This is a genomic window from Dictyoglomus sp. (assembly GCA_025060475.1).
Lineage (GTDB): Bacteria > Dictyoglomota > Dictyoglomia > Dictyoglomales > Dictyoglomaceae > NZ13-RE01.
Genome location: JANXBZ010000003.1, coordinates 124,584 through 145,877 on the forward strand (window position 1 = coordinate 124,584; position 21,294 = coordinate 145,877).

Annotated in this window: 20 protein-coding genes and 7 tRNA genes; 13 read left to right on the forward strand and 14 right to left on the reverse strand. The window is 31.3% G+C overall.

The window, feature by feature from the left end:
- The first annotated feature begins 29 nt into the window (after positions 1-29).
- From NZ841_02645 to NZ841_02695, 11 genes are all read left to right on the forward strand, one after another.
- On the forward strand, positions 30-1,064 hold the full coding sequence (locus tag NZ841_02645; GenBank protein ID MCS7201661.1) for a deoxyguanosinetriphosphate triphosphohydrolase: 1,035 nt from the start codon (positions 30-32) through the stop codon (positions 1,062-1,064).
- Positions 1,064-2,812 (forward strand): DNA primase, encoded by a 1,749-nt coding sequence (gene dnaG, locus NZ841_02650; GenBank protein MCS7201662.1) that lies wholly within the window; start codon positions 1,064-1,066, stop codon positions 2,810-2,812. The genes NZ841_02645 and dnaG overlap by 1 nt, the downstream gene beginning before the upstream one ends.
- A 73-nt stretch (positions 2,813-2,885) precedes the next feature.
- Positions 2,886-3,863: an RNA polymerase sigma factor RpoD gene (gene rpoD, locus NZ841_02655; GenBank protein ID MCS7201663.1), complete on the forward strand. Its 978-nt coding sequence runs from the start codon at positions 2,886-2,888 to the stop codon at positions 3,861-3,863.
- Between the two features lie 27 nt (positions 3,864-3,890).
- A complete protein-coding gene (infC, locus tag NZ841_02660) occupies positions 3,891-4,439 on the forward strand; it encodes a translation initiation factor IF-3 (protein MCS7201664.1) in 549 nt (182 codons plus the stop codon).
- On the forward strand, positions 4,432-4,629 hold the full coding sequence (gene rpmI / locus NZ841_02665; protein MCS7201665.1) for a 50S ribosomal protein L35: 198 nt from the start codon (positions 4,432-4,434) through the stop codon (positions 4,627-4,629). Before infC ends, rpmI begins: the two co-directional genes overlap by 8 nt.
- Positions 4,630-4,648: 19 nt before the next feature.
- Complete coding sequence (gene rplT, locus NZ841_02670; protein MCS7201666.1) at positions 4,649-4,990, forward strand: 50S ribosomal protein L20; 342 nt, start codon at positions 4,649-4,651, stop codon at positions 4,988-4,990.
- A complete protein-coding gene (locus tag NZ841_02675) occupies positions 4,990-5,790 on the forward strand; it encodes an RNA methyltransferase (GenBank protein MCS7201667.1) in 801 nt (266 codons plus the stop codon). Before rplT ends, NZ841_02675 begins: the two co-directional genes overlap by 1 nt.
- Positions 5,787-6,809 carry a phenylalanine--tRNA ligase subunit alpha gene (gene pheS / locus NZ841_02680; protein MCS7201668.1) on the forward strand — a complete coding sequence of 341 codons (1,023 nt, stop codon included), beginning with the start codon at positions 5,787-5,789 and terminating at the stop codon, positions 6,807-6,809. Before NZ841_02675 ends, pheS begins: the two co-directional genes overlap by 4 nt.
- Before the next feature lie 15 nt (positions 6,810-6,824).
- Positions 6,825-9,233, forward strand: a complete 2,409-nt coding sequence (gene pheT / locus NZ841_02685) for a phenylalanine--tRNA ligase subunit beta (GenBank protein MCS7201669.1) — start codon at positions 6,825-6,827, stop codon at positions 9,231-9,233.
- Positions 9,230-11,557, forward strand: coding sequence for an endonuclease MutS2 (locus NZ841_02690; GenBank protein MCS7201670.1), 2,328 nt, complete (start codon positions 9,230-9,232; stop codon positions 11,555-11,557). Before pheT ends, NZ841_02690 begins: the two co-directional genes overlap by 4 nt.
- A 1-nt stretch (position 11,558) precedes the next feature.
- Positions 11,559-12,629, forward strand: a complete 1,071-nt coding sequence (locus tag NZ841_02695; GenBank protein MCS7201671.1) for an LptF/LptG family permease — start codon at positions 11,559-11,561, stop codon at positions 12,627-12,629.
- Here NZ841_02695 and NZ841_02700 read toward each other — a convergent pair.
- The 14 genes from NZ841_02700 to NZ841_02765 form a co-directional block, all read right to left on the reverse strand.
- Positions 12,626-13,087 carry a 23S rRNA (pseudouridine(1915)-N(3))-methyltransferase RlmH gene (locus NZ841_02700; GenBank protein ID MCS7201672.1) on the reverse strand — a complete coding sequence of 154 codons (462 nt, stop codon included), beginning with the start codon at positions 13,085-13,087 and terminating at the stop codon, positions 12,626-12,628. The two genes, NZ841_02695 and NZ841_02700, sit on opposite strands and share 4 nt — an antisense overlap.
- A gap of 1 nt (position 13,088) precedes the next feature.
- Entirely contained in the window at positions 13,089-14,252 is a 1,164-nt protein-coding gene (locus NZ841_02705; GenBank protein ID MCS7201673.1) for a trypsin-like peptidase domain-containing protein, read from the reverse strand.
- A 3-nt stretch (positions 14,253-14,255) separates the two neighbouring features.
- Positions 14,256-15,065, reverse strand: a complete 810-nt coding sequence (gene proC, locus NZ841_02710) for a pyrroline-5-carboxylate reductase (GenBank protein ID MCS7201674.1) — start codon at positions 15,063-15,065, stop codon at positions 14,256-14,258.
- 12 nt (positions 15,066-15,077) lie between these two features.
- Positions 15,078-16,325 (reverse strand): glutamate-5-semialdehyde dehydrogenase, encoded by a 1,248-nt coding sequence (locus NZ841_02715; GenBank protein MCS7201675.1) that lies wholly within the window; start codon positions 16,323-16,325, stop codon positions 15,078-15,080.
- Between the two features lie 15 nt (positions 16,326-16,340).
- Positions 16,341-16,586, reverse strand: a complete 246-nt coding sequence (locus tag NZ841_02720) for a 2-oxoglutarate:ferredoxin oxidoreductase (GenBank protein MCS7201676.1) — start codon at positions 16,584-16,586, stop codon at positions 16,341-16,343.
- On the reverse strand, positions 16,573-17,001 hold the full coding sequence (locus tag NZ841_02725; protein MCS7201677.1) for a SoxR reducing system RseC family protein: 429 nt from the start codon (positions 16,999-17,001) through the stop codon (positions 16,573-16,575). The genes NZ841_02720 and NZ841_02725 overlap by 14 nt, the downstream gene beginning before the upstream one ends.
- 13 nt (positions 17,002-17,014) lie before the next feature.
- A tRNA-Thr gene (locus NZ841_02730) sits at positions 17,015-17,091 on the reverse strand.
- 97 nt (positions 17,092-17,188) lie between these two features.
- A tRNA-Asp gene (locus NZ841_02735) sits at positions 17,189-17,267 on the reverse strand.
- A 27-nt stretch (positions 17,268-17,294) separates the two neighbouring features.
- Positions 17,295-17,370, reverse strand: a tRNA-Val gene (locus NZ841_02740).
- Between the two features lie 3 nt (positions 17,371-17,373).
- Positions 17,374-17,451: transfer RNA gene (locus NZ841_02745), tRNA-Glu, on the reverse strand.
- A gap of 8 nt (positions 17,452-17,459) precedes the next feature.
- A tRNA-Lys gene (locus NZ841_02750) sits at positions 17,460-17,535 on the reverse strand.
- A 71-nt stretch (positions 17,536-17,606) separates the two neighbouring features.
- Positions 17,607-17,682 (reverse strand) — tRNA-Val (locus NZ841_02755).
- An 18-nt stretch (positions 17,683-17,700) separates the two neighbouring features.
- A tRNA-Ile gene (locus NZ841_02760) sits at positions 17,701-17,775 on the reverse strand.
- 56 nt (positions 17,776-17,831) lie between these two features.
- Complete coding sequence (locus NZ841_02765) at positions 17,832-19,547, reverse strand: ribulokinase (GenBank protein ID MCS7201678.1); 1,716 nt, start codon at positions 19,545-19,547, stop codon at positions 17,832-17,834.
- Between the two features lie 232 nt (positions 19,548-19,779).
- Between NZ841_02765 and NZ841_02770 the strand changes: the two genes are divergently transcribed.
- Together NZ841_02770 and NZ841_02775 are read left to right on the forward strand one after the other, a co-directional pair.
- Positions 19,780-20,799, forward strand: a complete 1,020-nt coding sequence (locus tag NZ841_02770; GenBank protein MCS7201679.1) for a LacI family transcriptional regulator — start codon at positions 19,780-19,782, stop codon at positions 20,797-20,799.
- Between the two features lie 75 nt (positions 20,800-20,874).
- Positions 20,875-21,294 (forward strand): radical SAM protein (locus NZ841_02775; GenBank protein MCS7201680.1); only part of this gene is annotated, 420 nt, incomplete at its 3' end.

Here is a 21,294-nt window from a genome sequence, read left to right on the forward strand (position 1 = left end):
GGGGAGAAAAGTTTTCTCCCCCCTTAAAGATGTTAATTCGTGAACAAATAGAAGAGAGAGAAAAAAGTTTTCTTTCCCCATACGCTACTCTAAGTATCAATTCAAAAGGAAGAATATTTCCTGAAGAAGAATGTTCTATAAGAACTTGTTTTCAAAGAGATAGAGATAGAATAATTCATTCCAAAGCTTTTAGAAGATTAAAACATAAAACTCAAGTTTTTCTTGCTCCTGAGGGAGATCATTATAGAACAAGACTTACCCATACATTGGAAGTGTCACAAATAGCAAGGACTATTGCAAGAGCCTTATTTTTAAATGAAGATTTAACAGAAGCTATAGCTTTGGGACATGATTTAGGTCATACTCCTTTTGGACACATGGGAGAAAAAATATTAGATGAATTAGCAAAGTCTTATGGATTAAAAGGTTTCTCTCATGCAGAACAAAGTTTAAAGGTTGTAGATAAAATTGAAAGAGAGGGAAAAGGATTAAATTTAACATATGAAGTTAGAGAGGGTATACTTCAACATACAAAGGGACAAGTGGACTTAAGATTTTGTTACTCCAAAAGAGTTTCAGAAACCCTTGAAGGTGAAATTGTTAGAATTTCTGATGTAATTGCTTATCTTAATCATGATTTAGATGATGCTTTAAGAGCAAAAATAATAAGGGAAGAAGAAATTCCAGAAAAAGTTTTATCAATCTTAGGGAAAACTCATAGAGAGAGAATAAATACTATGGTACAGAATTTAGTATATAATAGCATAAACTCTCCTGTTTTAAAGTTTGATGCTATAATTTTAGAGGCTATGGAAGAATTGAGGAAATTTCTTTACGAAATTTTATACATTAATCCGCAGGTTAAATCAGAGAATCAAAGGGTTGAATTTTTAATAACAGGGTTGTTTGAATACTTTTATAAAAATCCTTCAAAAATTCCTTCTCTTTTTTTAAAAGAGGATAAAATTACTGGAATTATTGATTATATAGCAGGAATGACAGATAGATATGCAATAGAATTATTTGAAGAAATTCACATTCCAAAACCTTGGAGGTTTTTCTAATGGTCTTCTCCTTAGAGGAGTTTGTTGACGATGTAAAGCAGAGAATAAATATTGTTGATATAATAGGACGCTATGTAAACCTTAAAAAATCTGGTAAAAATTTTGTTGGTCTCTGTCCTTTTCATTCGGAAAGAACTCCATCTTTTTATGTGAGTCCTGAGAAAGGATTGTATCATTGTTTTGGATGTGGAGCTAGTGGTGATGTTTTTTCCTTCATAATGAATTATAGAAATATATCTTTTATGACTGCTTTGGAAGAATTGGCTCAAGAAGTAGGATTAGAGTTACCTAAGATTAGTAAGAAAGAAACCCAAGAATTTAATATCCTTTTGGAGATAATTAAAGAGACAGCCAATTTTTACTCAATTTATTTAAAAAGTAAATATGGAATTGAAGGAAGAGAATATTTAAGAAAGAGAAATATAAAACCTCAAACTCAGGATAAATTTCTTTTGGGACTTTCTCCAAAGAATCCTATGCTTTTATATAGATATCTTATAAAAAAGGGATTTTCTGAAGAAGATATCATAAAGAGCAAAGTTTTATATAAAATTAAACAAGAATGGAAAGATCCCTTCTCGGGAAGATTAATTTTTCCTATAATAAATCATAAAGGAAAAATTATAGGTTTTGGTGCAAGAACTTTATCTAATGAAGAGCCTAAGTATATAAACTCTTCTGAAAGTGAAATTTTTAATAAAAGAGAAATCCTTTATGCTCTTTATCATGGAAAGGAAAAAATTAAAAAAGAAAACAAAGTCTTATTAGTTGAAGGTTATATGGATGCAATTTCTCTTCATCAAGAAGGAATTGATTTTGTAGTAGCATCTTTAGGTACATCTCTCACTTCTTCTCAGGCAAGACTTCTTAGGAGTTTTACTTCAAATGTTATAATTAGTTATGATCAAGATCCTGCTGGAATACAAGCGGGAAAGAGGGCTCTGTCTATTTTAGAATTGGAAGACTTTAAGGTTTTGTGGCTTAGTCTCCCTTCATCTTTTAAGGATCCTGATGAGTTCATAAGAGAAAAAGGAAAAGAAGAGTTCTTAAAATTGGTAGAAGAGAGTAAAGATCCTTTAGAGTTTTTAATTGATTATATTTTATCTCAAGAAACAAACTTTCAGGAAAAACTAGAAGGTATTTTGGAAATATTGACATCTTCGATTCTTCGTAGTAAAAATATACTTGTTCAGCAAGAGAAGGTGAAAAGTTTTCTGCCATATGTAAGTAAAAAGTTAAATATTCCTGAAGAAGGATTACAAAGAGAAATAAAGATACGTGTTTCCCAATGGAAAGATAGATTAAATAATAAAAAACTTGGAATCACGAAAATTTTTATCACTTCACAGTTAGAAGAGATATTATTGGGTTTAATACTTTTAGGGGTTGATAATAGAAATATTCAGAGTTTGAGTCCTGATGACTTTACCTTTCCCTTTTATCAAGAGGTATTGAAGAAATGGAGATTATGGAATAAAGAAAAGGGTTTAGAGGAGTTTATCAATTCGTGGGAGGAAGATAAGAGAATATTCTTAGAAAGAGCTATAAAAATGGGAGAAAGACATATAAATGAAAAGGAAATTTCTTTCTTATGGGAGGAATATAGAAAAGAGAAAATAAGAAGACAAATAAGACTGAAAAAGGAAGAACTATTTCTAAGAGAAAAAGAAGGGGTCGAAAAAGAAAAAATTGAGGAGTTAATGAAAGAAATTCAATGGCTAAAAAGTCAATTAGAAAAGGCTGTATGATTATCGATGAAAGGAGAGGATTTTTATGAAAAATAAAAAATATCCCGAGAAAATAACTCCTGAAGAGGTTCTAATGGATTATCCTTATCCAGAAGATAATTTAGACGAAATAGAGGATCTTCTTGCAGAGCACGAATTAGTTGATGAAAGTGAGTTTAGAGAATATAGACAAGAAGAAATTTCAGAGACTATTGAAGAAGAGCTAGAAATTCCTGAGGAAATAGAGTTAGACGATCCCGTAAAAATGTATCTTAAAGAAATAGGTAAAATACCTCTTCTTACTCCTGAGGAGGAAGTAGAACTTGCGAAAAGAGCATCGGAAGGGGATGAGGAAGCTAAGAAGAGGTTAATAGAAGCAAATTTAAGACTTGTGGTGAGTGTAGCAAAAAGATACATTGGGAGAGGTCTTTTATTTTTAGATCTTATTCAAGAAGGTAATCTTGGTTTGATTAAAGCAGTTGAAAAATTTGATTATCGAAAAGGATTTAAATTTAGCACATATGCAACTTGGTGGATAAGGCAAGCTATTACACGGGCAATTGCTGATCAGGCAAGAACAATTCGTATTCCTGTTCATATGGTTGAGACTATGAATAAAATTCATAAAATAACAAGACAATTAACTCAAGAACTTGGAAGAAAACCTACTGATGAGGAAATTGCAGAAAGAGTCGGATTACCTGTAGAAAGAGTAAGAGAAATAAGTCTTATGGGACAGGAACCTCTTTCTCTGGAAATGCCTGTGGGGGAAGACGAAGATAATAGACTAGCAGATTTTGTTGAGCATAAAGGTCTTAGTCCAGCAGATATTGCTGTCCAGAACTCTTTAAAGAAGGACATAAATGAGATTCTAAACGAGTTGTCTGAAAGAGAAAGAGAAATTTTAAAATTAAGATTTGGTCTTGTTGATAATCAACCAAGAACTCTTGAAGAAGTAGGTAAATTATTTAATGTTACTAGAGAACGAATAAGGCAAATTGAAGCAAAAGCTTTAAGGAGGTTACGTCATCCAAGCAGAAGTAAGAAAATAAAGGATTACTTAGAAGATTAATTCTAAATTTTTAGGGAGGTGTTTTAAATAGATAGGGAGTACAGGGTTAATGAGAGAATAAGGGTAAGAGAGGTGAGAGTTGTAGGAGAAGATGGAAGACAATTAGGAATTATGCCTATAGAACAAGCATTAAGAATTGCAAGAGAAAGAAATTTAGATTTAGTCGAGGTAGCTCCAAATGCTAATCCACCTGTTTGTAAAATTATGGACTATGGAAAATTTAAATATGAACAGGCAAGAAAGGAAAAAGAAAATAAAAAGAGTCAAAAGGCAATAGAAGTTAAAGAAATTAAAATAAGGCCAAATATTGAAGAACATGATTACCAAGTGAAATTAAGAAAAATTAGAGAATTTCTCGAAAAAGGATATAAAGTAAGATTGGTAATTCTTTTTAGGGGAAGACAGTTGATATATAAAGAATGGGGTGATAAACTTTTAGAAAGAATTCTAAAAGACATTGAGGATTTAGGAGGAGCAGAAAAGAAAGGTCCATTAATAGGAACTTCAATGCTTATAATGCTTGCTCCCAAAAAGTTTATTAAAAAAGTGGTATTGGAGGAGGCTAAAAATGAGTAATAAATTAAAAACAAGATCATCAGCTGCTAAAAGATTTAAAGTGACTGCAACAGGAAAAATTCTGCATAAAAAAGCAGGAATGAGACATAATTTAGGAAAGAAGAGTGGTTCGAGAAAAAGAAGACTTAGTATTCCTGGAAGTATTAAAGAAGAATGGCACATTAAAAAAATGATTCCCTATAATTTATGAATGTAGGAGAGGATGAAAAATGAGAGTTAAAGGTGGATATATAACAAGAAGAAGACATAAGAAAATTCTAAAATTAGCCAAAGGATTTAGAGGAAGAAGAAGCAAGATTTTTAAAATTGCTAATCAGTCAGTAATAAAAGCCCTATATGATGCTTATATAGATAGGAGAAGAAAGAAAAGAGAATTTAGACGTCTTTGGATTATAAGAATAAATGCTGCAGTTAGAGAATTTGGTCTTTCATATAGTAATTTTATTTCTAAGCTCAAAAAGAATAATATTAAGTTAAACAGAAAGATTCTTGCAGAACTTGCAGTTTCGGAACCAGAGACTTTTAAACAGATAGTACAGCAAGTTGTATAATGGAGATCATCCAAAGTCGTAGAAATGCTGATATACAGGAAATATTAGAACTTAAAGATAAAAGACAAAGAAAAGAAAAAGGAAAATGTATTGTTGAAGGTTGGCGATTATTAAAGGATGCGTGGAAAAGTGGGGTTTATATACAAAAGGTTTTTATATCAAAATCTTTTTGGGAGAAAAAGGATAAAGAGGTAGAAGATCTTCTTTCTACTATTCCCTATGCTATTGTTGAAGATTCATTAATGAATAAAATTTCTCTATTAGAAACACCCCCAGGAATTTTGGGGGTGTTACCTTTATTTTTAGAACCCAGATGGGAAGTAATATCTAAAGAAAAGAATTCTATAGTAATTTATTCTGATGGAATTCAAGATCCTGGAAATCTTGGGACTCTTATCAGATTATCAGAAGGCTTAAATGTTTCTGCCCTAATTTTATCTGAAAATACTGTAGATCCTTATAATTATAAAGTTATTAGAGCATCATCAGGTTCTATTTTTCGTCTTCCTATATGGATATCTTCGATAAAAGAAATAATAGAATTTTTTAAAGGATTTCCAGTAATTATTGCAGATCCACATGGAGAAGAGGTTTATTTTAAGTATAATTACAAAGAAGCTTTTCTATTGATATTAGGAAATGAAGCATGGGGAATAAATATAGAAAAATATAGAGAATTAAATCCTATAAAACTTCGAATTCCATTAAAAAAAGAAGTAGAATCATTGAATGTTGCGATAGCAGGCTCTGCTTTTCTTTTTGAAGCCCAACGACAAAGATATATGGAGGAGAGATTATGAGAGAAGAGGAATATGTCTTAAAAGTTGAACATGCAAAGGAAAGATTAAAAAAAGCCGAAAATTTGAAGGAATTAGAAGAAATAAAAAGAGAGTATCTAGGAAAAAATAGTTTTTTGGCTCAAATTCTAAGATCCTTAGGTAAGATGTCTCCCCAAGAAAGAGTTTATTGGGGAAAATTGGCAAATCAGTGGAAAGATGAACTTGAAGCTCTTTGGGAGGAAGCAGAAAAGAGAATAAAAATTAATACTATACAAAAAAGATTAAGAGAAGAAGAAATCGATATAACATTACCTGGCAGAAGAAGACCCATCGGAAAGTATCATCCTTTGACTCAAGTTATTGAAGAGATAATCTCAGTCTTTAAAGAAATGGGATTTCAAGTAGTTTATGGACCTGAATTAGAAACAGATTATTATAATTTCACAGCTTTAAATATTCCACAAGATCATCCTGTTAGAGAATCTCATGATTCCTTTTATGTTGACAAGGAATATCTATTAAGAACTCAAACTTCTCCTGTTCAAATAAGAGTAATGGAAAACAAAAAACCTCCTTTAAGAATCGTTGCTCCTGGAAAATGTTATAGAAGAGATTTTCCTGATGCAACTCATAGTCCGATGTTCTTTCAAATAGAAGGATTAGCTGTTGATTATGAAGTTTCTTTTGCGGAATTAAAAGGAGTACTAACAATTTTTGCTCATCGTCTTTTTGGTAAAGATAGAAAAGTATATTTTATCCCTAGTTATTTTCCTTTTACAGAACCCAGTGCGGAAATGTATGTAGAATGTGGAATTTGTAAAGGAGAAGGATGCAAGGCTTGTGGTAATTCAGGAGTTTTAGAAATTTTAGGATGTGGTATGGTACATCCTCAAGTTTTTAGGGAGGTAGGAATAGATCCAGAAATATACACAGGTTTTGCTTTTGGGATGGGACCTGACAGAATTGCTATGCAAATTTATGGAATAGAAGACATACGACTTTTTTATGAAAATGATCTTAGATTTTTAACACAATTTTAAAGGAGGAATTATCCAATGTTAATTTCATATAGATGGCTTATAGATTATCTAGAACCTATAGATTCTGATGATGTTATTAAAGCATTAAGAAATTTAGGTTTATACGCATCTTATCAGTATAAGAATGGAAAATTAAAAATCGGGGAAGTATGGTCTAAAGTTTTAATTGGAGAAGTGAGAGAATTGAAAACTCATCCTACAAAAGAAGGACTTATTATATGTAAAGTTTTTGATGGCAAAGAAGTGTTGAATATTGTTACTGGTGCAAAGAATTTATTTATAGGAGCAAAAGTTCCCGTAGCTCCCATAGGAACTAAAATTATGGGGGAAGAAATAACTTTAAAATATTTTGATGATATTCCATCTCAAGGAATGCTTTGTTCTGAATGGGAATTAGAAATATCTAATGATGCTGAAGGAATAATGATTTTACCAGAAGAATTTGAGGTTGGAAAAAAATTAAGCGAATATCTAGGAGATGGTGATTTTCTTATAGAAGTAGAAATCCCATCTAATAGAGGGGATTGTTTAAGTTATTTAGGTATTGCAAGAGAGTTATCAGCATACTTTAATATTCCTCTGAAAATTCCAGAAATAGAAATAAAAGAGGAAAAGGATTATATTGAAAATTTTGTTAAAGGAGAAATTTTAGACTTCGAGTTATGTCCAAGATTAACTTTAAGACTCATTAAAGATGTAAAAGTTGAAAAATCACCATTCTGGCTTAGGTGGAGATTAGAAAGAGTAGGGATTAGATCTATTAATAATGTTGTAGATGTAACAAATTTCCTCATGCTCGAAACAGGACAGCCACTTCATGCTTATGATTTTGATTTATTAAAAGGAAATAAATTAATTGCAAGAAGAGCAAAACCAGGAGAAAAAATTGTGTTAATAAATGATGAAGAGAAAGTTCTCGATGAAAGTATATTAGTAATCGCAGATACTGAGAGACCAGTAGGGATTGGCGGAATTATGGGGGGAAAGGAAACTGAGATTTCAAAGGAAACCAGAAATGTTTTATTAGAAGCTGCTAATTTTAATCCTATAAATATAAGAAGAAGTGCCAGAAAATTAGGATTAAGAACAGAAGCATCTTTGAGATTTGAAAGAGGAGTAGATATACTCCAAACCCCTAAAATTTTAGATAGGGCAGGGCAGCTTATTAATGCTGTTGCAGGTGGGAGACTTATTGGGGGAAAAATTGATATACATAAAGAACTTCCTGTAGAAAATAAGGTCTTTTTAAGACCTTCAAGAGTAAATAAGATTTTAGGGACAGAATTAAAAGAGGAAGAGATAGTAAATCAACTTTTAAGAATAGGATTCCAAGTGATTTCTCATAATCCTATATTAGAAATAAAAATTCCCTCTTATAGGCAAGATATAAAAGAAGAGATTGATTTAATAGAAGAAATTGCAAGATTTTTTGGATATGACAATATTCCCACATTACCGATGCAAAAAGGAATAGTTGTAGAACCGCCTTTAGAAGAGGAGATAATTGAAAAAAAGCTAAAGAGTATATTAACTTCTCTTGGATTGACGGAAGTGATTAATTACAGTTTTATTTCTCGAAAAGATTTTGAAAACTCAGGAATTATGACTATGGAACCTTTTAATAATTATATATCTCTTACAAATCCATTAAGTGAGGAAATTAGTATTTTAAGGACATCTCTACTTCCAAGTCTTTTAAAAGTTGCTCAAACAAATACAAATAAACAGAGGAAAGATGTTTTTATATTCGAAATTGGAAAAATTTTCTTAAGGGATAATAACAAATACAGAGAAGAAAAACATTTAGGAATTCTTTTAGGTGGCGAGTGGTTTATCTCCTCGTGGAATATTTCTTCGAATATTTTGAAAGCAGATTTTTATGACTTAAAAGGAATTTTCGAAAATATTTTCGAGGAGATATGGGGAATGGAGCTAAATTTAGAAAAGAGCGATTTTCCCTTTTTACATCCAGTAAGACAAGGGATTATTGTTCTTGAAAACAAAATTATTGGTTTTATGGGAGAAGTAAATCCTTTAATTACGCAAAATTATGATTTAAGAGAAAGAATATACTACGGAGAAGTTAATTTAGATCTAATACCTAATATTAAAGAAAAACCAAAATTTAAACCTTTACCTTTATATCCTGGAGTAAAGAGAGATTTAGCTCTTCTAGTTCCAGAAAACATTCAAGCAAAAGAAGTAGAGAAATTGATCAAAGAATCTTCAGGAGAACTTCTTTATTCAATAAAACTATTTGATTTATATAAAGGCGAAAAGATAGAAGAAGGATATAAAAGTTTAGCATTTTCTCTTTTCTTTGTCTCTCTAGATCATACCCTTACCGATGAAGAAGTAGATTCAATAATTGAAAAGATACTTCTAAAATTAAGAGAAATAGGAATCTTTTTAAGAATGAAATGAAAAAGTCTCTAAAGATATTAGAATGGGAAAAAATAATTAAGGAAATTTCAGAATATGCCGAAACTTCTCTTGGAAGGGAAAAAATTCTTTCTCTTTTGCCGACGAATGAATATTTGTTAATTGAAAAATGGCATAGAGAAAATAAAGAAGCATATAGGACTATTTATGAATTAGGATTTCCTTCTTTTTCAGGTATTAAAGATATAAGAAAATATCTTGAAAAAGGAAAAATTGGGGGAATAATTTTTCCAGAAGAATTCGAAGAGATTATATCTACTTTGGAGGCATGGAAAAAGTTAAGAGACTATCAGGAAAAGGCTAAAAATATAGCAAAGGATTTGTGGGGAAAAAATATACATGTTCTTTCTAACCTTTTATTAGAAATAAAAAAATGTATTCAAAATGGGGAGATATTAGATAGTGCTTCTTCTGAATTGAAGAATATAAGAAACAAAATATTTAAGACTCATCAAAAAATAAAAGAAACTGCAGAGCATTTTCTCCAAAAGGAATGGAAAAATTTTCTCCAAGAACCAATAATCACTGTAAGGCATGGAAGATATGTTCTTCCTGTTAAACAAGAATTTAGAAATCGTCTTAACGGAATTGTTCATGACCAATCTGCGTCAGGACTTACTTTTTATATAGAACCTTTACCTTTAGTGGAACTTAATAATCAATTAAATCTTTTAGAAATAGAAGAAAAAAAAGAAATAGAAAGAATTTTAAAAAGATTAACTAATTTAGTGATTTCATATGAAAAAGAAATTTTAGAAAATCTTGAAAATACATCTTATCTTGATTTCGTTTATGCAAAAATTCATTGGGCGGAAAAATATAAATGTATCATACCTGAGTTAGAAACTAGACCAGTAATAATTCTAAGAGATGCAAGGCATCCTTTTTTAGGAGAAAGAGCAGTCCCTATATCTTTGGAAATAGGCAGAAAATTTAATACCTTAGTAATTACTGGTCCAAACACAGGAGGAAAGACTGTTACATTAAAAACTATTGGACTTTTTACTCTTCTAAATCAGGCAGGAATTCCTGTTCCTGCAAAGGAAGGGACTCTTTTAGGAATATTCGATAAGATTTTTTTAGATATAGGAGATGAACAAAGTATTGAGCAAAATCTGAGTACTTTTTCTTCTCATCTCACAAATATCATTGAAATGGTAGAATATTTAGAAAAAAATGATAAACATGAAAATATTCTAATTCTTTTGGATGAACTTGGAGCAGGTACCGATCCTCAAGAAGGATCAGCTCTTGCCTTAGCACTTCTTGAGTACTTTCATTTGAAGGGAACAATAAATATTATTGCTACTCATTATCCACAACTTAAAATCATTGCAACCAAGTATGAGGGAATGGAAAATGCTTCTATGGATTTTGACGATGAAAGTCTAAGACCTTTATATAGAATTAGCTTAGGAATTCCTGGAAAAAGTAATGCATTAAAAATTGCAAAGAGATTAGGATTAGCTCAAAAAATAATAGATAGAGCATATAGTTTTCTCTCAGATAATGAGGTAAAAGTTGAAGATCTTATTGGCGAACTTCAGAGAGAAAAACAAAAACTTCAAAGAGAATATGAGGAATTGAATAAAATAAAAAAAGATTTAGAGATTGAGAAGAAGAAATTAGAAGAAGAGAAGAGGAAAATTTTAGAAGAAAAAGAACTCTTAAAAAATAAAGAGACAAATAAATTATTAAAGGAACTTAGTCAGTTAGAAGAAAGAGTCAAAGAAATTATAAAAAAACTTCAAGAAGAATCTTTATCTATGCAAACTGCTCAAAAAATCCAAAGAGAAATTAGAGATCTTTCTTTACAAGTTCGAGAAAAAAGAGAGAAAAAGGAGGAAATATATATTCCTCATATTGGTGAGAAAGTTAAAATTAAAGATTCTAGTAAAGAGGGAATTGTATTAGATGTAGATACAGATAAAAAGACTGCATTGGTGCAAGTAGGAATACTAAGATTAAATATAGCTTTTAGAGATTTAGAAAAAATAACTGAAGAGAAGGATGACATAATTCCAAACTTTATTAAAGTAGAAAGAAAAAAATATGTTCCTATGGAAATTAACATTAGACAATTAAATGTAGATGAAGGATTAGAGATATTAAAAAAGTATCTAGAAGATGCTTTCTTGGCAGGTCTTCCTCGAGTAAGGATTGTTCATGGTAAGGGTACTGGAAAATTAAAGAAAGCAGTTCATGAATATCTATCTACTCTTAATTATGTTAAAGAATTCTATACTGCTGATCTTTTAGAAGGAGGTGAAGGGGCTACTATTGTTATTTTAGATAAGCCCTCATAATTTGAGAATTATAAATAAATATTTTCTTAAAAGTTTTATACCTGTTTTTATTTTTGGAATTTTTTTATTCACTTCTATTCTTATAGTCTCTCCTCTATTTGAGATTATGGATCTTATTATAAGTAGATCTATAGACATAGGAATCGCATTAAGGATTTTTATTCTTAAAATACCTCCTTATCTTACTTATACTTTTCCTATGGCAATTTTCTTAGCAGTTATTTATATAATTGGACAGTTCATTGAAAGAGGAGAGATAACAGCGATGAAAGCCTCAGGAGCAAGCCTGTCCAATTTTCTTCCTTCTTTACTTATTTTTTCTTTTGGGGTTTTATTTATTATGTTCTATTTTAATGAAATAATATCTCCCAAGGCTATAGAACAAGAAAAAAATCTTTATCAAAGAGCAATATTAAAATCGGCTCCTATTCCTGATAGAGAAAATGTATTCTTTAGAGATAATAATAATTTTTATTTTTTTAGAAAATTTTCTCCTCAAAATCAGGAAATTAAAGATGCTCTTTTAATTCAAATAATAAAGGATGATATAAAAGAAATTATTACAGCAAAAAGAGCTAAATGGTATCCTAATCAAGGATGGATATTTTATGAGGGAAAGATTTATGTATTGAATTCTTTTGGAGATATGATTTTACAGGGAGGATTTAAAGAAAAAAGGATAATTTTAAATAGAAATCCAAGTCAAATTATTCCTTCAACAAAACCTATAAATGAAATGTCTATATGGGAAATAATCGATCAAATAAGACTATTTCACGGAAGTGGTATAAATTTAATAAACCTTTGGACAGAATTATATATTAGGTTTGCATTACCTTTCACTTGTCCTATTTTTGCTCTTTTAGCTTTAGGCTTAGGATTACAAACTAAAAAAGGAGGAAGATCTTTAAGCTTTGGTCTAAGTGTTATTACAATTTTTATCTATTATATAATATTCTCTATTGGAAGATCATTAGCACGAGGAGGAATTCTTTCTCCAATTTTAGGAGCATGGCTTGGAAATATTATTTTTTTATTTGTTTCTCTTATATTCTTGAGAAGAAAACTCTAATAATGATAGGGCTCATTCTTAATGATTTTAAAGCTTCTATAAATCTGCTCCAATAATATCAGAAGAGCAAATTCATGGGTAAAGGTAAGCTTTGACAAAGATAAGAGTAGATTTGCGTTTTTCTTAAGATTTTCCGAAATACCAAAGATACCACCAATTATAAAAGATAAACAAGAGTCTTTTAAATTCGTGTAAAAATCTTTTAATTTATCTGCTAATTCATAAGAGTTTAATAAAATACCATCTTTATCTAATACTATAGTATAGGAGGACCTAATATGTTTTTTAATTAATTCCTCCTCCCTCAATAGAGCTTGAGGGGGAGGAAGATTGGTAAAATTTGTAATATTTATAATCTCTATCTTAGAATAAGCTTTAATTCTTTTTACATATTCTTGGACCCCATTTATAATAAAATCATTTCTTATTTTACCTACTAATAAGACTTTTATAACCACATCAATATATATTTTCAGGCATAGGAGCGAGTTGTAATCTTACAACATATTCTTTTCCATCTCTAATATAAGTTAGAGTTACCCAATCTCCAACTTTTCTTTTTTGTACCTCTGCTCTCAATTCTTCCATAGTTTCCACGGATTTTCCATCGATTTTAATAATAATATCGCCTCCCACTACTAAAGGTGTATTATCTATGTAGATCTGTCTATAACCACCTCTTATTCCTGCCTTTTCAGCAGGACTTCCAGGTACAACTTCTACTACTACAACTCCTTTATCTACAGGAAATTTAATGTAATTAAGATATTCTTTTTCTATAGCATAGCCTCTTATCCCAATCCAGGGATAGGTAACTTTTCCTTCTTTAATTAGTTTATCTGCGATTTCTTTAGCCTTATTTATTGGTATTGCAAATCCTATGCCTTGTGCATTACTTTGAATTGCAGTATTTATTCCGATCACTTCTCCTTTAATATTTAGCAAGGGACCTCCACTATTCCCTGGATTAATTGCTGCATCAGTTTGAATTAGATTTTCCAATCTTACTCCGTTTGGCTCTACTATTGTTCTATTTAAAGCACTTATTATTCCAAGAGTTACTGTTCTATTAAGTCCATAAGGATTTCCAATAGCAATAGCAAATTGTCCTGGTTGAAGATTATCCGAGTTTCCAAGGGGTAAATATGGAAAATTTTCTCCTTCAATCTTTATTACTGCTAGATCTGATCTTTTATCATATCCTATTAATCTTCCTTGATATTTTTTTCCTTCAGCAAGGGTTACGTCTATTTTTCGGGCTTTTTCTACGACATGGTAATTAGTTATTATATACCCCTTTGGATCGATAATAAATCCTGATCCTACCCCAGGTACAGGGGTAACTCCAAAGAAGAAGTCTTCAACTAATGTTACAGTACTTATATTCACTACTGCTGGCATTACTTTATTTACCATAGAAACAATATCTCTTTCAAAAGCATCTAAACTCTTGGGAATATAAACTTCTTGAGTTTGTAGTATAGAATTAGAAGATAACTTTTCTTGTGGATTCTCTTTTTTAATTAAATAATATCCTCCTAGGGTACCAATAAGCCCTCCTAATAATGCTCCAATAATAAATATTGCTAATAGTACTTGCCATACTCCTTTCTCTCTTTTCATAATTTACACCTCCTTAAAAATTTCTTCTATTTCTTTTGATCTTTCTTCAGCTTTAGATATAGACTCCATAATTACTCCTATTATTCCTTCGGAATAAAATTTTTCTAAGCCCATTATAGTTGTACCCCCAGGAGAACTTGTTTTTTTAATTAAATCTTCAAAAGAATAATTTTTCTCTTCGATAAGTGTAACTATTCCTGAAAAAAGTTGAAGAGTTAATTCTTTAGCTAAATCATAAGAAAGTCCTTTTTTAACTCCAGCTAATGTAAAACCCTGAAGTATTAATGAAGCAAAGGCAGGTCCACTACCCGTTAAGGCAGTAATAATATTGAAGTATTTTTCTGGAATCTCCCATATTTTCCCTAAATTTTCAAAAATTTCTTTAACCCTTTTTAAATCTTCCTCTGTATATTTATTACTTGTAATAGTAATTATTCCTTTTTTCACAATTAAAGGCAAATTAGGCATAATTCTAAAAATACTTCTTGCTCTATTTAGATATTTTTCTAAATACTTTAATGGTACCCCAGCAGCAATAGATACGTATATCTGATCTTCTCTTACGTTTAAGGAAATTTCTTTTAAAACTTCTTCAATATTTTGAGGCTTGACAGCAAGAATTATTATCCTACAGTTATTAATAACCTCTAAATTATTTTCTGTAGTATTTATCCCATATTTAGTTTTTAGATATTCTCTTCTTTCTTTAATTGGTTCTGAAACAAATACTTGAGAAGAAGAATATATATGAGAATCTAGAATTCCAGAGATTATTGCTTCTCCCATCATGCCTCCGCCAATAATTCCTAGCATAAAAATCACCTCTTATTCTCTTATTTGCCCTTCTCCAAAAATAATATATTTTGTGGTTGTAAGTTCCTTTAGTCCCATGGGTCCTCGCGCATGAAGTTTCTGGGTAGAAATTCCAATTTCTGCTCCTAAACCAAACTCTCCTCCATCGGTAAATCTTGTTGAGGCATTTACATAGACTGCAGCAGCATCTACTTTTCTTAAGAAAGTCAAAGCCTTTTGATAGTTATTCGTAATAATTCCTTCAGAATGTTTAGTATTGTATTTATTTATATGCTCAATAGCAGAATCTATAGAATCGACAATTTTTATAGCAACAATAAGATCTAGATATTCAGTATACCAATCTTCTTCTGTTGCTTCTTTGACTTCAGGTAATATTTTTCTTGTTTCAGGACACCCTCTAATTTCTACTCCTGCAGACTTTAATCTATGAAATATCTTTGGAAGAAAACTTTCAGCAATATTTTTATGGACAAGAATTTTTTCTATAGCATTACAAACTGAGGGTCTTTGAACCTTTGCGTTATATATTATTTCTTCTGCCATATTAAAATCTGCCTCATCATCTACATAAATATGGTTATTTCCTGCTCCAGTTTCAATTACAGGAACCTTTGATTTCTCAATAACGTATTTAATAAAATTAGCACTTCCTCTTGGAATAACAACATCAATATAATCTCGCATTTTAAGAATTTCCTCTACAATTTCGTGCTCAGGTGATTCAATAATCTGAATTACATCTTCAGAAATTGTTGTTTCTCTTAAGGCATCTCTCATTATCTTTCCAAGAATAATGTTAGAAAATAGTGCATCAGCACTTCCTCTTAGTACTATAGAATTACCAGATTTTATTGCCAAAATAGCCCCATCTACAGTTACATTTGGTCTTGCTTCATATATTAAAGCGATTACTCCGAGAGGAACTCTCATTTGTCCTACTAATATTCCATTAGGTCTCTTTTGTATTGAGATAATTTCTCCTACAGGGTCAGGTAATCTAATAACATCCTCAATACTTCTAATTATATCCTTTATTCTTTTTTCATTTAGAAAGATTCTATCGAGTAAAGCTTTACTTAATCCTCTTTGTTTTCCTCTTTCCATGTCCTTTGTATTCTCTTCGAGGATTTTATCGATATTTCTTTCTATGTTTTCTGCAATTTTTTCTAAAGCTTTATTCTTTTCCTTGGTACTTGCTAAACCTAAAGAATAACTTGCTAATTTCGCTTTTACTAATTTCTCTATAATATTTTCCATAAACTCTCACCTCACTTATTCAAATTCAGATTCTTCCAAAACTTTTATTACTTCTATATATTCTTCCTCAGGAACTATTAAATAAACAGAAACTCCTCTTCCCATATATACAGGATCAGTATATGGAATTGGTGAAGAAACAAGTCTTGGATGAAATCCTTCAGATTTTAAAAATTCTTTTACTAATTCACCTATTATATAATTAGGTAAAACTTTAACTAATCTCCAACCATCAGGAGGAACAAACTTATCTTTGAACAATTTCTCTCACTATGGGAATATATTTATGAGGAGATTTTTTTTGTATTTTTTTATCTAAATGTTTAACAATAAAGAAACTAAGAATTAATCCAAAGCTTCCTAATATTAAACCTGATAGTTGAGGATCATTATTTAGGCTATTTCCAAAGATGAAATATCCAATAAAAACACCAAGAAGAAAAAAGAATAGAGGAATAATATAAATTAGTAGAGTAGCTTTATAGTAGGAAGCTCTCGGAATTTCTAGAGAAACTATATCTCCTATCTCAGCAGAACATTCATCTATTGCATTTAAAAGAAATTTACTGTTCTTTCCTCTCTGACATAAGGAGCATGAAGAACACAACGATGAAGGAGTCAATTCAACAACAACTATGTTTTCTTTTTTATCTATCACTTTGCCTATTTCTTTCATTTTCTTAATTTTATGGAGCCGGAGGCCGGATTCGAACCGGCGACCTGCCGATTACGAATCGGCTGCTCTAACCTGCTGAGCTACACCGGCTTTAAAATTCTTAATAAATTATAACTTTCAAAAACTATGTAAGTCAAATTTAAAAGGGGTAATACAAAATTTTTGGGGTAATCTTTATATAAAAACTTGGCGGGGTCGACGGGATTCGAACCCGCGATCTCCTGCGTGACAGGCAGGTGTGTTAAACCGGGCTACACCACGACCCCGCTTGTTAATAATTATATCATATTTTATGGTGGGCGGAGCAGGACTTGAACCTACGACCTCCTGCTTGTAAGGCAGGCGCTCTAACCACTGAGCTATCCGCCCACATGGCGCCCTCAGGGGGATTCGAACCCCCGTCACCGCCTTGAAAGAGCGGTGTCCTAGGCCGGGCTAGACGATGAGGGCCCTTTCTCTGGTGAGCCGCACAGGAATCGAACCTGTGACCCCCTGATTAAAAGTCAGGTGCTCTACCGACTGAGCTAGCGGCTCACTTAATACGTAAAATTTTATACTATATATTTAATGTTATGTCAAGGATTTTTAAAAATTTATCTTGTTTATGGTGGGCGGAGCAGGATTTGAACCTGCGACCTCCTGCGTGTGAAGCAGGCGCTCTAACCACTGAGCTATCCGCCCCCTTCTTAATAAAAAAAATGGTGGGCCCGCCAGGATTCGAACCTAGAACCAACCGGTTATGAGCCGGCTGCTCTGCCGTTGAGCTACGGGCCCAACCTTTCTGAACATTAATTATAAAATATTTTAATTTCTATGGCAAGAGGAGTAGTTTATGCATATTTATCTCTAACTTCGTCTCTTATTTTTATCAATTCTTTCATTATATGGTATAAATTATAACTTGCCTCTTTTGTTCCAAAAATATCATGTAATTCTCTGTATAATTTATAAAGTCTATTATAGATTTCATGATTTTGAGGATTAGGTTTATATATAAAAGGTTTTACACCACACATTATATCTTGAGCCTCTTCAACTTTAGAATAGCCTCCTCTTTCTTTTCCTGCTGCTACTGCTCCAAAAATTGCAGCACCTAAGGCAGGAGTTTGGGAAGATCTTGATATTTTAATGTTTCTTCCAAGAATATCCGCATAAATTTGCATTACAAAAGGATTCTTTTCTGCTATTCCTCCGCAAGCAATAATCTCTTTTACTTTTACTCCATATTCTTCAAATCTTTCCATAATTACCCTTGCTCCAAAGGCAGTTGCTTCTATTAATGTTCTATAAATCTCTTCGGGTTTTGTATGAAGAGTTTGTCCTATTAGAAGTCCTGTTAATTTTGCATCTACCAATATAGTTCTATTTCCGTTATTCCAATCTAAAGCAAGAAGACCTGATTCTCCGGGTTTTAATTTTGAAGCCTTTTCAGTAAATATTTGGTGAGCATCAGAGATCTTTGTTATTTCATCACTATATTCTATAGGAGTGAAATATTTTACAAACCAATTAAATATATCTCCTACTGCTGATTGTCCTGCTTCTAATCCAAAGTATCCTGGAGTTATTGATCCGTCTACTATTCCGCATAATCCAGGAATATCAGGAAGATCTTCTGTATTGGGTACTATCATCATATCACATGTAGATGTGCCAATAACTTTTACTAATATTCCAGGTTTTATTCCTGCACCTACTGCTCCCATATGAGCATCAAAGGCTCCAACACTTATAATTACATCCTCTGACAGATTAAATCTCTTTGCATAATAAGAAGAGATCTTTCCTGCAGGAACATCAGCAGTATATGCTTTATCATAAAGTCGATCTCTTAATTCTGCAAGTTTTGGATCTAATTCTCTTAAAAATTCCTTACTAGGAAGTCCTCCCCAAATTGGATTGTACATTGCTTTATGTCCTGCAGCGCATACACTTCTTTTTATTTCTTCAGGTTTCGTTTTTCCAGTTAAAAGAGCAGGAATATAATCTGCTAATTCCACCCAACTATATGCTGATTCAAATACCTTAGGATCTACTCGAAGGCAATGCAAAATTTTGGAAAAAAACCACTCAGAAGAATATACCCCACCATATTTTTTTAAATAAGGTTCTCCTCTTTTTTTTGCAAGTTCTGTTATTTCTTCTGCTTCCTCATGACTAGAATGATCCTTCCATAGCCAAGCCAATGCATTTATATTATCTTTAAACTCTTCATGAAAAGCTAAAGGTATTCCTTCTTTATCAACAGGAATAGGAGTACTTCCTGTAGTATCTACTCCTATTCCAATCACATCTTTTCTATTAAATTCTTTTACTTTTTTCTCTGCTTCTTTCAAGGCTTCTTCTATAGAAATCTCTAAGCCCTTTACATAATCTGCCGGATGTTGTCTTGCTACGTTAGGATTTTTAGGATCCAAAATCACCCCATCTTCTCCATGCTCATAATTAAAAACATAAGTCCCTAATTCTTCTCCAGTTGAAATATCTACTACTAATGCTCTTACCGAATTTGTTCCAAAATCTAAACCAATAGCATATTTTCCCATTTTGCACCTCCATTTTATAATTTTAATATTTTGTAGTTACAAAGGTTAATCCTGAGAAGGAGAATATTATCGCTTGAATTATAATACTCTTATTTATTGCCTCCTTTTACTAAAATCTTTACTTAAAATATTAAACCATTTTCTCTAAAAAGTCAATCATATATATTGTAATTTTAAAAAAATCTTCTTATACTATTTAGTAAAAAATCTAATTTAACAGGAGATATAAACTATGAGAGAAGAAAAAACAAAAACTGAAAAGAGAGTAACTTTAAAAGATATTGCAAGAGAAGCAGGAGTCTCTATTTCTGCTGTTTCTTTTGCTCTCAATAACAAAGGAGCTCTAAATCCAAAAACAAAATCTAAAATTTTAAAAATTGCTCAAAAATTAGGATATATTCCTGAATCTAAGAGGTTTTCAAAAAAATCTTATACTATTGGATTAGTAATAAGTGATGTTACAAATCCCTTCTATCCAGCAGTAATTAGAGGTGTTGAAAGTGTTATGCTAAAACATGGATACAGTATATTTTTATGTAATACCGATTATGATCCTGATTTAGGATGTACATCAGTCAAAAGATTTATTGATAGACATGTAGATGGAGTAATAATAATGACCAATAGATTAGACGATTCTGTTATAGATCTTCTTAAACTTCATGAGATACCTGTTGTGGTTTTCGATAGAAGTATTGAGGGTTTGGATGTAAGTGGTTTACTTGTAGATTTTCAATCAGGAATTTCAGAAGCGGTAACTCATCTTGTGAATTTAGGGCATACCGATATTGCTATAATAACAGGTCCTCAAGATCTTGAAACAGCACAAGCAAGATTAAGAGCCTTTAGAATTGCATTGAATCGCTATCATATTCCCCTAAGAAAAGACAGGATTATTGAGGGAGATTTTAAAATGAGAAGTGGAGAAGAAGCAATGAAAAAAATACTAAATATGAATCCAAGACCAACCGCAGTATTTGCATCAAATGATATGATGGCAATAGGAGCTCTAAGAGAAGCTATTAACCAAGGATTAAAAGTGCCGCAGGATATATCTATTGTTGGTTTAGATGATATAATTATAGCTTCTTATGTTAATCCTCCCTTAACTACTGTCGTATTTCCTCAACATGAAGTAGGAAGTAGAGCTGCAGAACTTCTTTTGAGATTTATGGAAAAAGGAGAAAAAATGGTAAGTTATATACAGACGTATTTAGTAGTTAGAAATTCTACAGGTCCTGCACCAAGATAAAAATACTCTTTTTTGACATTAACTATCAAAAGCATTATAATTCCCTTAAGTATTTTTTACTAGGGGGTATAAATTATGTATGAATTAACCAAATCAAAGATGCATCTTGCAGGTTGGATATTTGAGAGGGTTTTTCATTATTCTGCTAAGGATTATGAGAAAAGAATTCCTAAACTTTTAAATATAGCAAAGAGATTTAGTCCCGATGAAGAAACAAAAAATATTGTAATTGCAGTAGAAGATATGTTTAAAACCAATCCTGATGTACAAAGATTACTTCATAAAATTTTTACTTATTATGATCCTGTTTATACTGGTAGAATATTGAAAATTCTTCTTATAAATGTTGCCTTTTTTTGGGTTAATTTTGATAAATTAAACAAAAAAAAGTTACAAATCCCAGTTCCCTATACCATATTAATAAGTCCTACTATGAGATGTAATTTAAACTGTATAGGTTGTTACGCAGGGAATTACACAAGAGATGATGATCTT

What these genes read in the sequence shown, in the direction of transcription:
- NZ841_02645 (MCS7201661.1), top strand. Translation starts at nt 30, where the DNA reads ATGTTAATTCGTGAACAAATAGAAGAGAGAGAAAAAAGTTTTCTTTCC.
- dnaG (MCS7201662.1), top strand. Translation starts at nt 1,064, where the DNA reads ATGGTCTTCTCCTTAGAGGAGTTTGTTGACGATGTAAAGCAGAGAATA.
- rpoD (MCS7201663.1), top strand. Translation starts at nt 2,886, where the DNA reads ATGGATTATCCTTATCCAGAAGATAATTTAGACGAAATAGAGGATCTT.
- rpmI (MCS7201665.1), top strand. Translation starts at nt 4,432, where the DNA reads ATGAGTAATAAATTAAAAACAAGATCATCAGCTGCTAAAAGATTTAAA.
- rplT (MCS7201666.1), top strand. Translation starts at nt 4,649, where the DNA reads ATGAGAGTTAAAGGTGGATATATAACAAGAAGAAGACATAAGAAAATT.
- NZ841_02675 (MCS7201667.1), top strand. Translation starts at nt 4,990, where the DNA reads ATGGAGATCATCCAAAGTCGTAGAAATGCTGATATACAGGAAATATTA.
- pheS (MCS7201668.1), top strand. Translation starts at nt 5,787, where the DNA reads ATGAGAGAAGAGGAATATGTCTTAAAAGTTGAACATGCAAAGGAAAGA.
- pheT (MCS7201669.1), top strand. Translation starts at nt 6,825, where the DNA reads ATGTTAATTTCATATAGATGGCTTATAGATTATCTAGAACCTATAGAT.
- NZ841_02690 (MCS7201670.1), top strand. Translation starts at nt 9,230, where the DNA reads ATGAAAAAGTCTCTAAAGATATTAGAATGGGAAAAAATAATTAAGGAA.
- NZ841_02705 (MCS7201673.1), bottom strand. Translation starts at nt 14,252, where the DNA reads ATGAAAAGAGAGAAAGGAGTATGGCAAGTACTATTAGCAATATTTATT.
- proC (MCS7201674.1), bottom strand. Translation starts at nt 15,065, where the DNA reads ATGCTAGGAATTATTGGCGGAGGCATGATGGGAGAAGCAATAATCTCT.
- NZ841_02715 (MCS7201675.1), bottom strand. Translation starts at nt 16,325, where the DNA reads ATGGAAAATATTATAGAGAAATTAGTAAAAGCGAAATTAGCAAGTTAT.
- NZ841_02725 (MCS7201677.1), bottom strand. Translation starts at nt 17,001, where the DNA reads ATGAAAGAAATAGGCAAAGTGATAGATAAAAAAGAAAACATAGTTGTT.
- NZ841_02765 (MCS7201678.1), bottom strand. Translation starts at nt 19,547, where the DNA reads ATGGGAAAATATGCTATTGGTTTAGATTTTGGAACAAATTCGGTAAGA.
- NZ841_02770 (MCS7201679.1), top strand. Translation starts at nt 19,780, where the DNA reads ATGAGAGAAGAAAAAACAAAAACTGAAAAGAGAGTAACTTTAAAAGAT.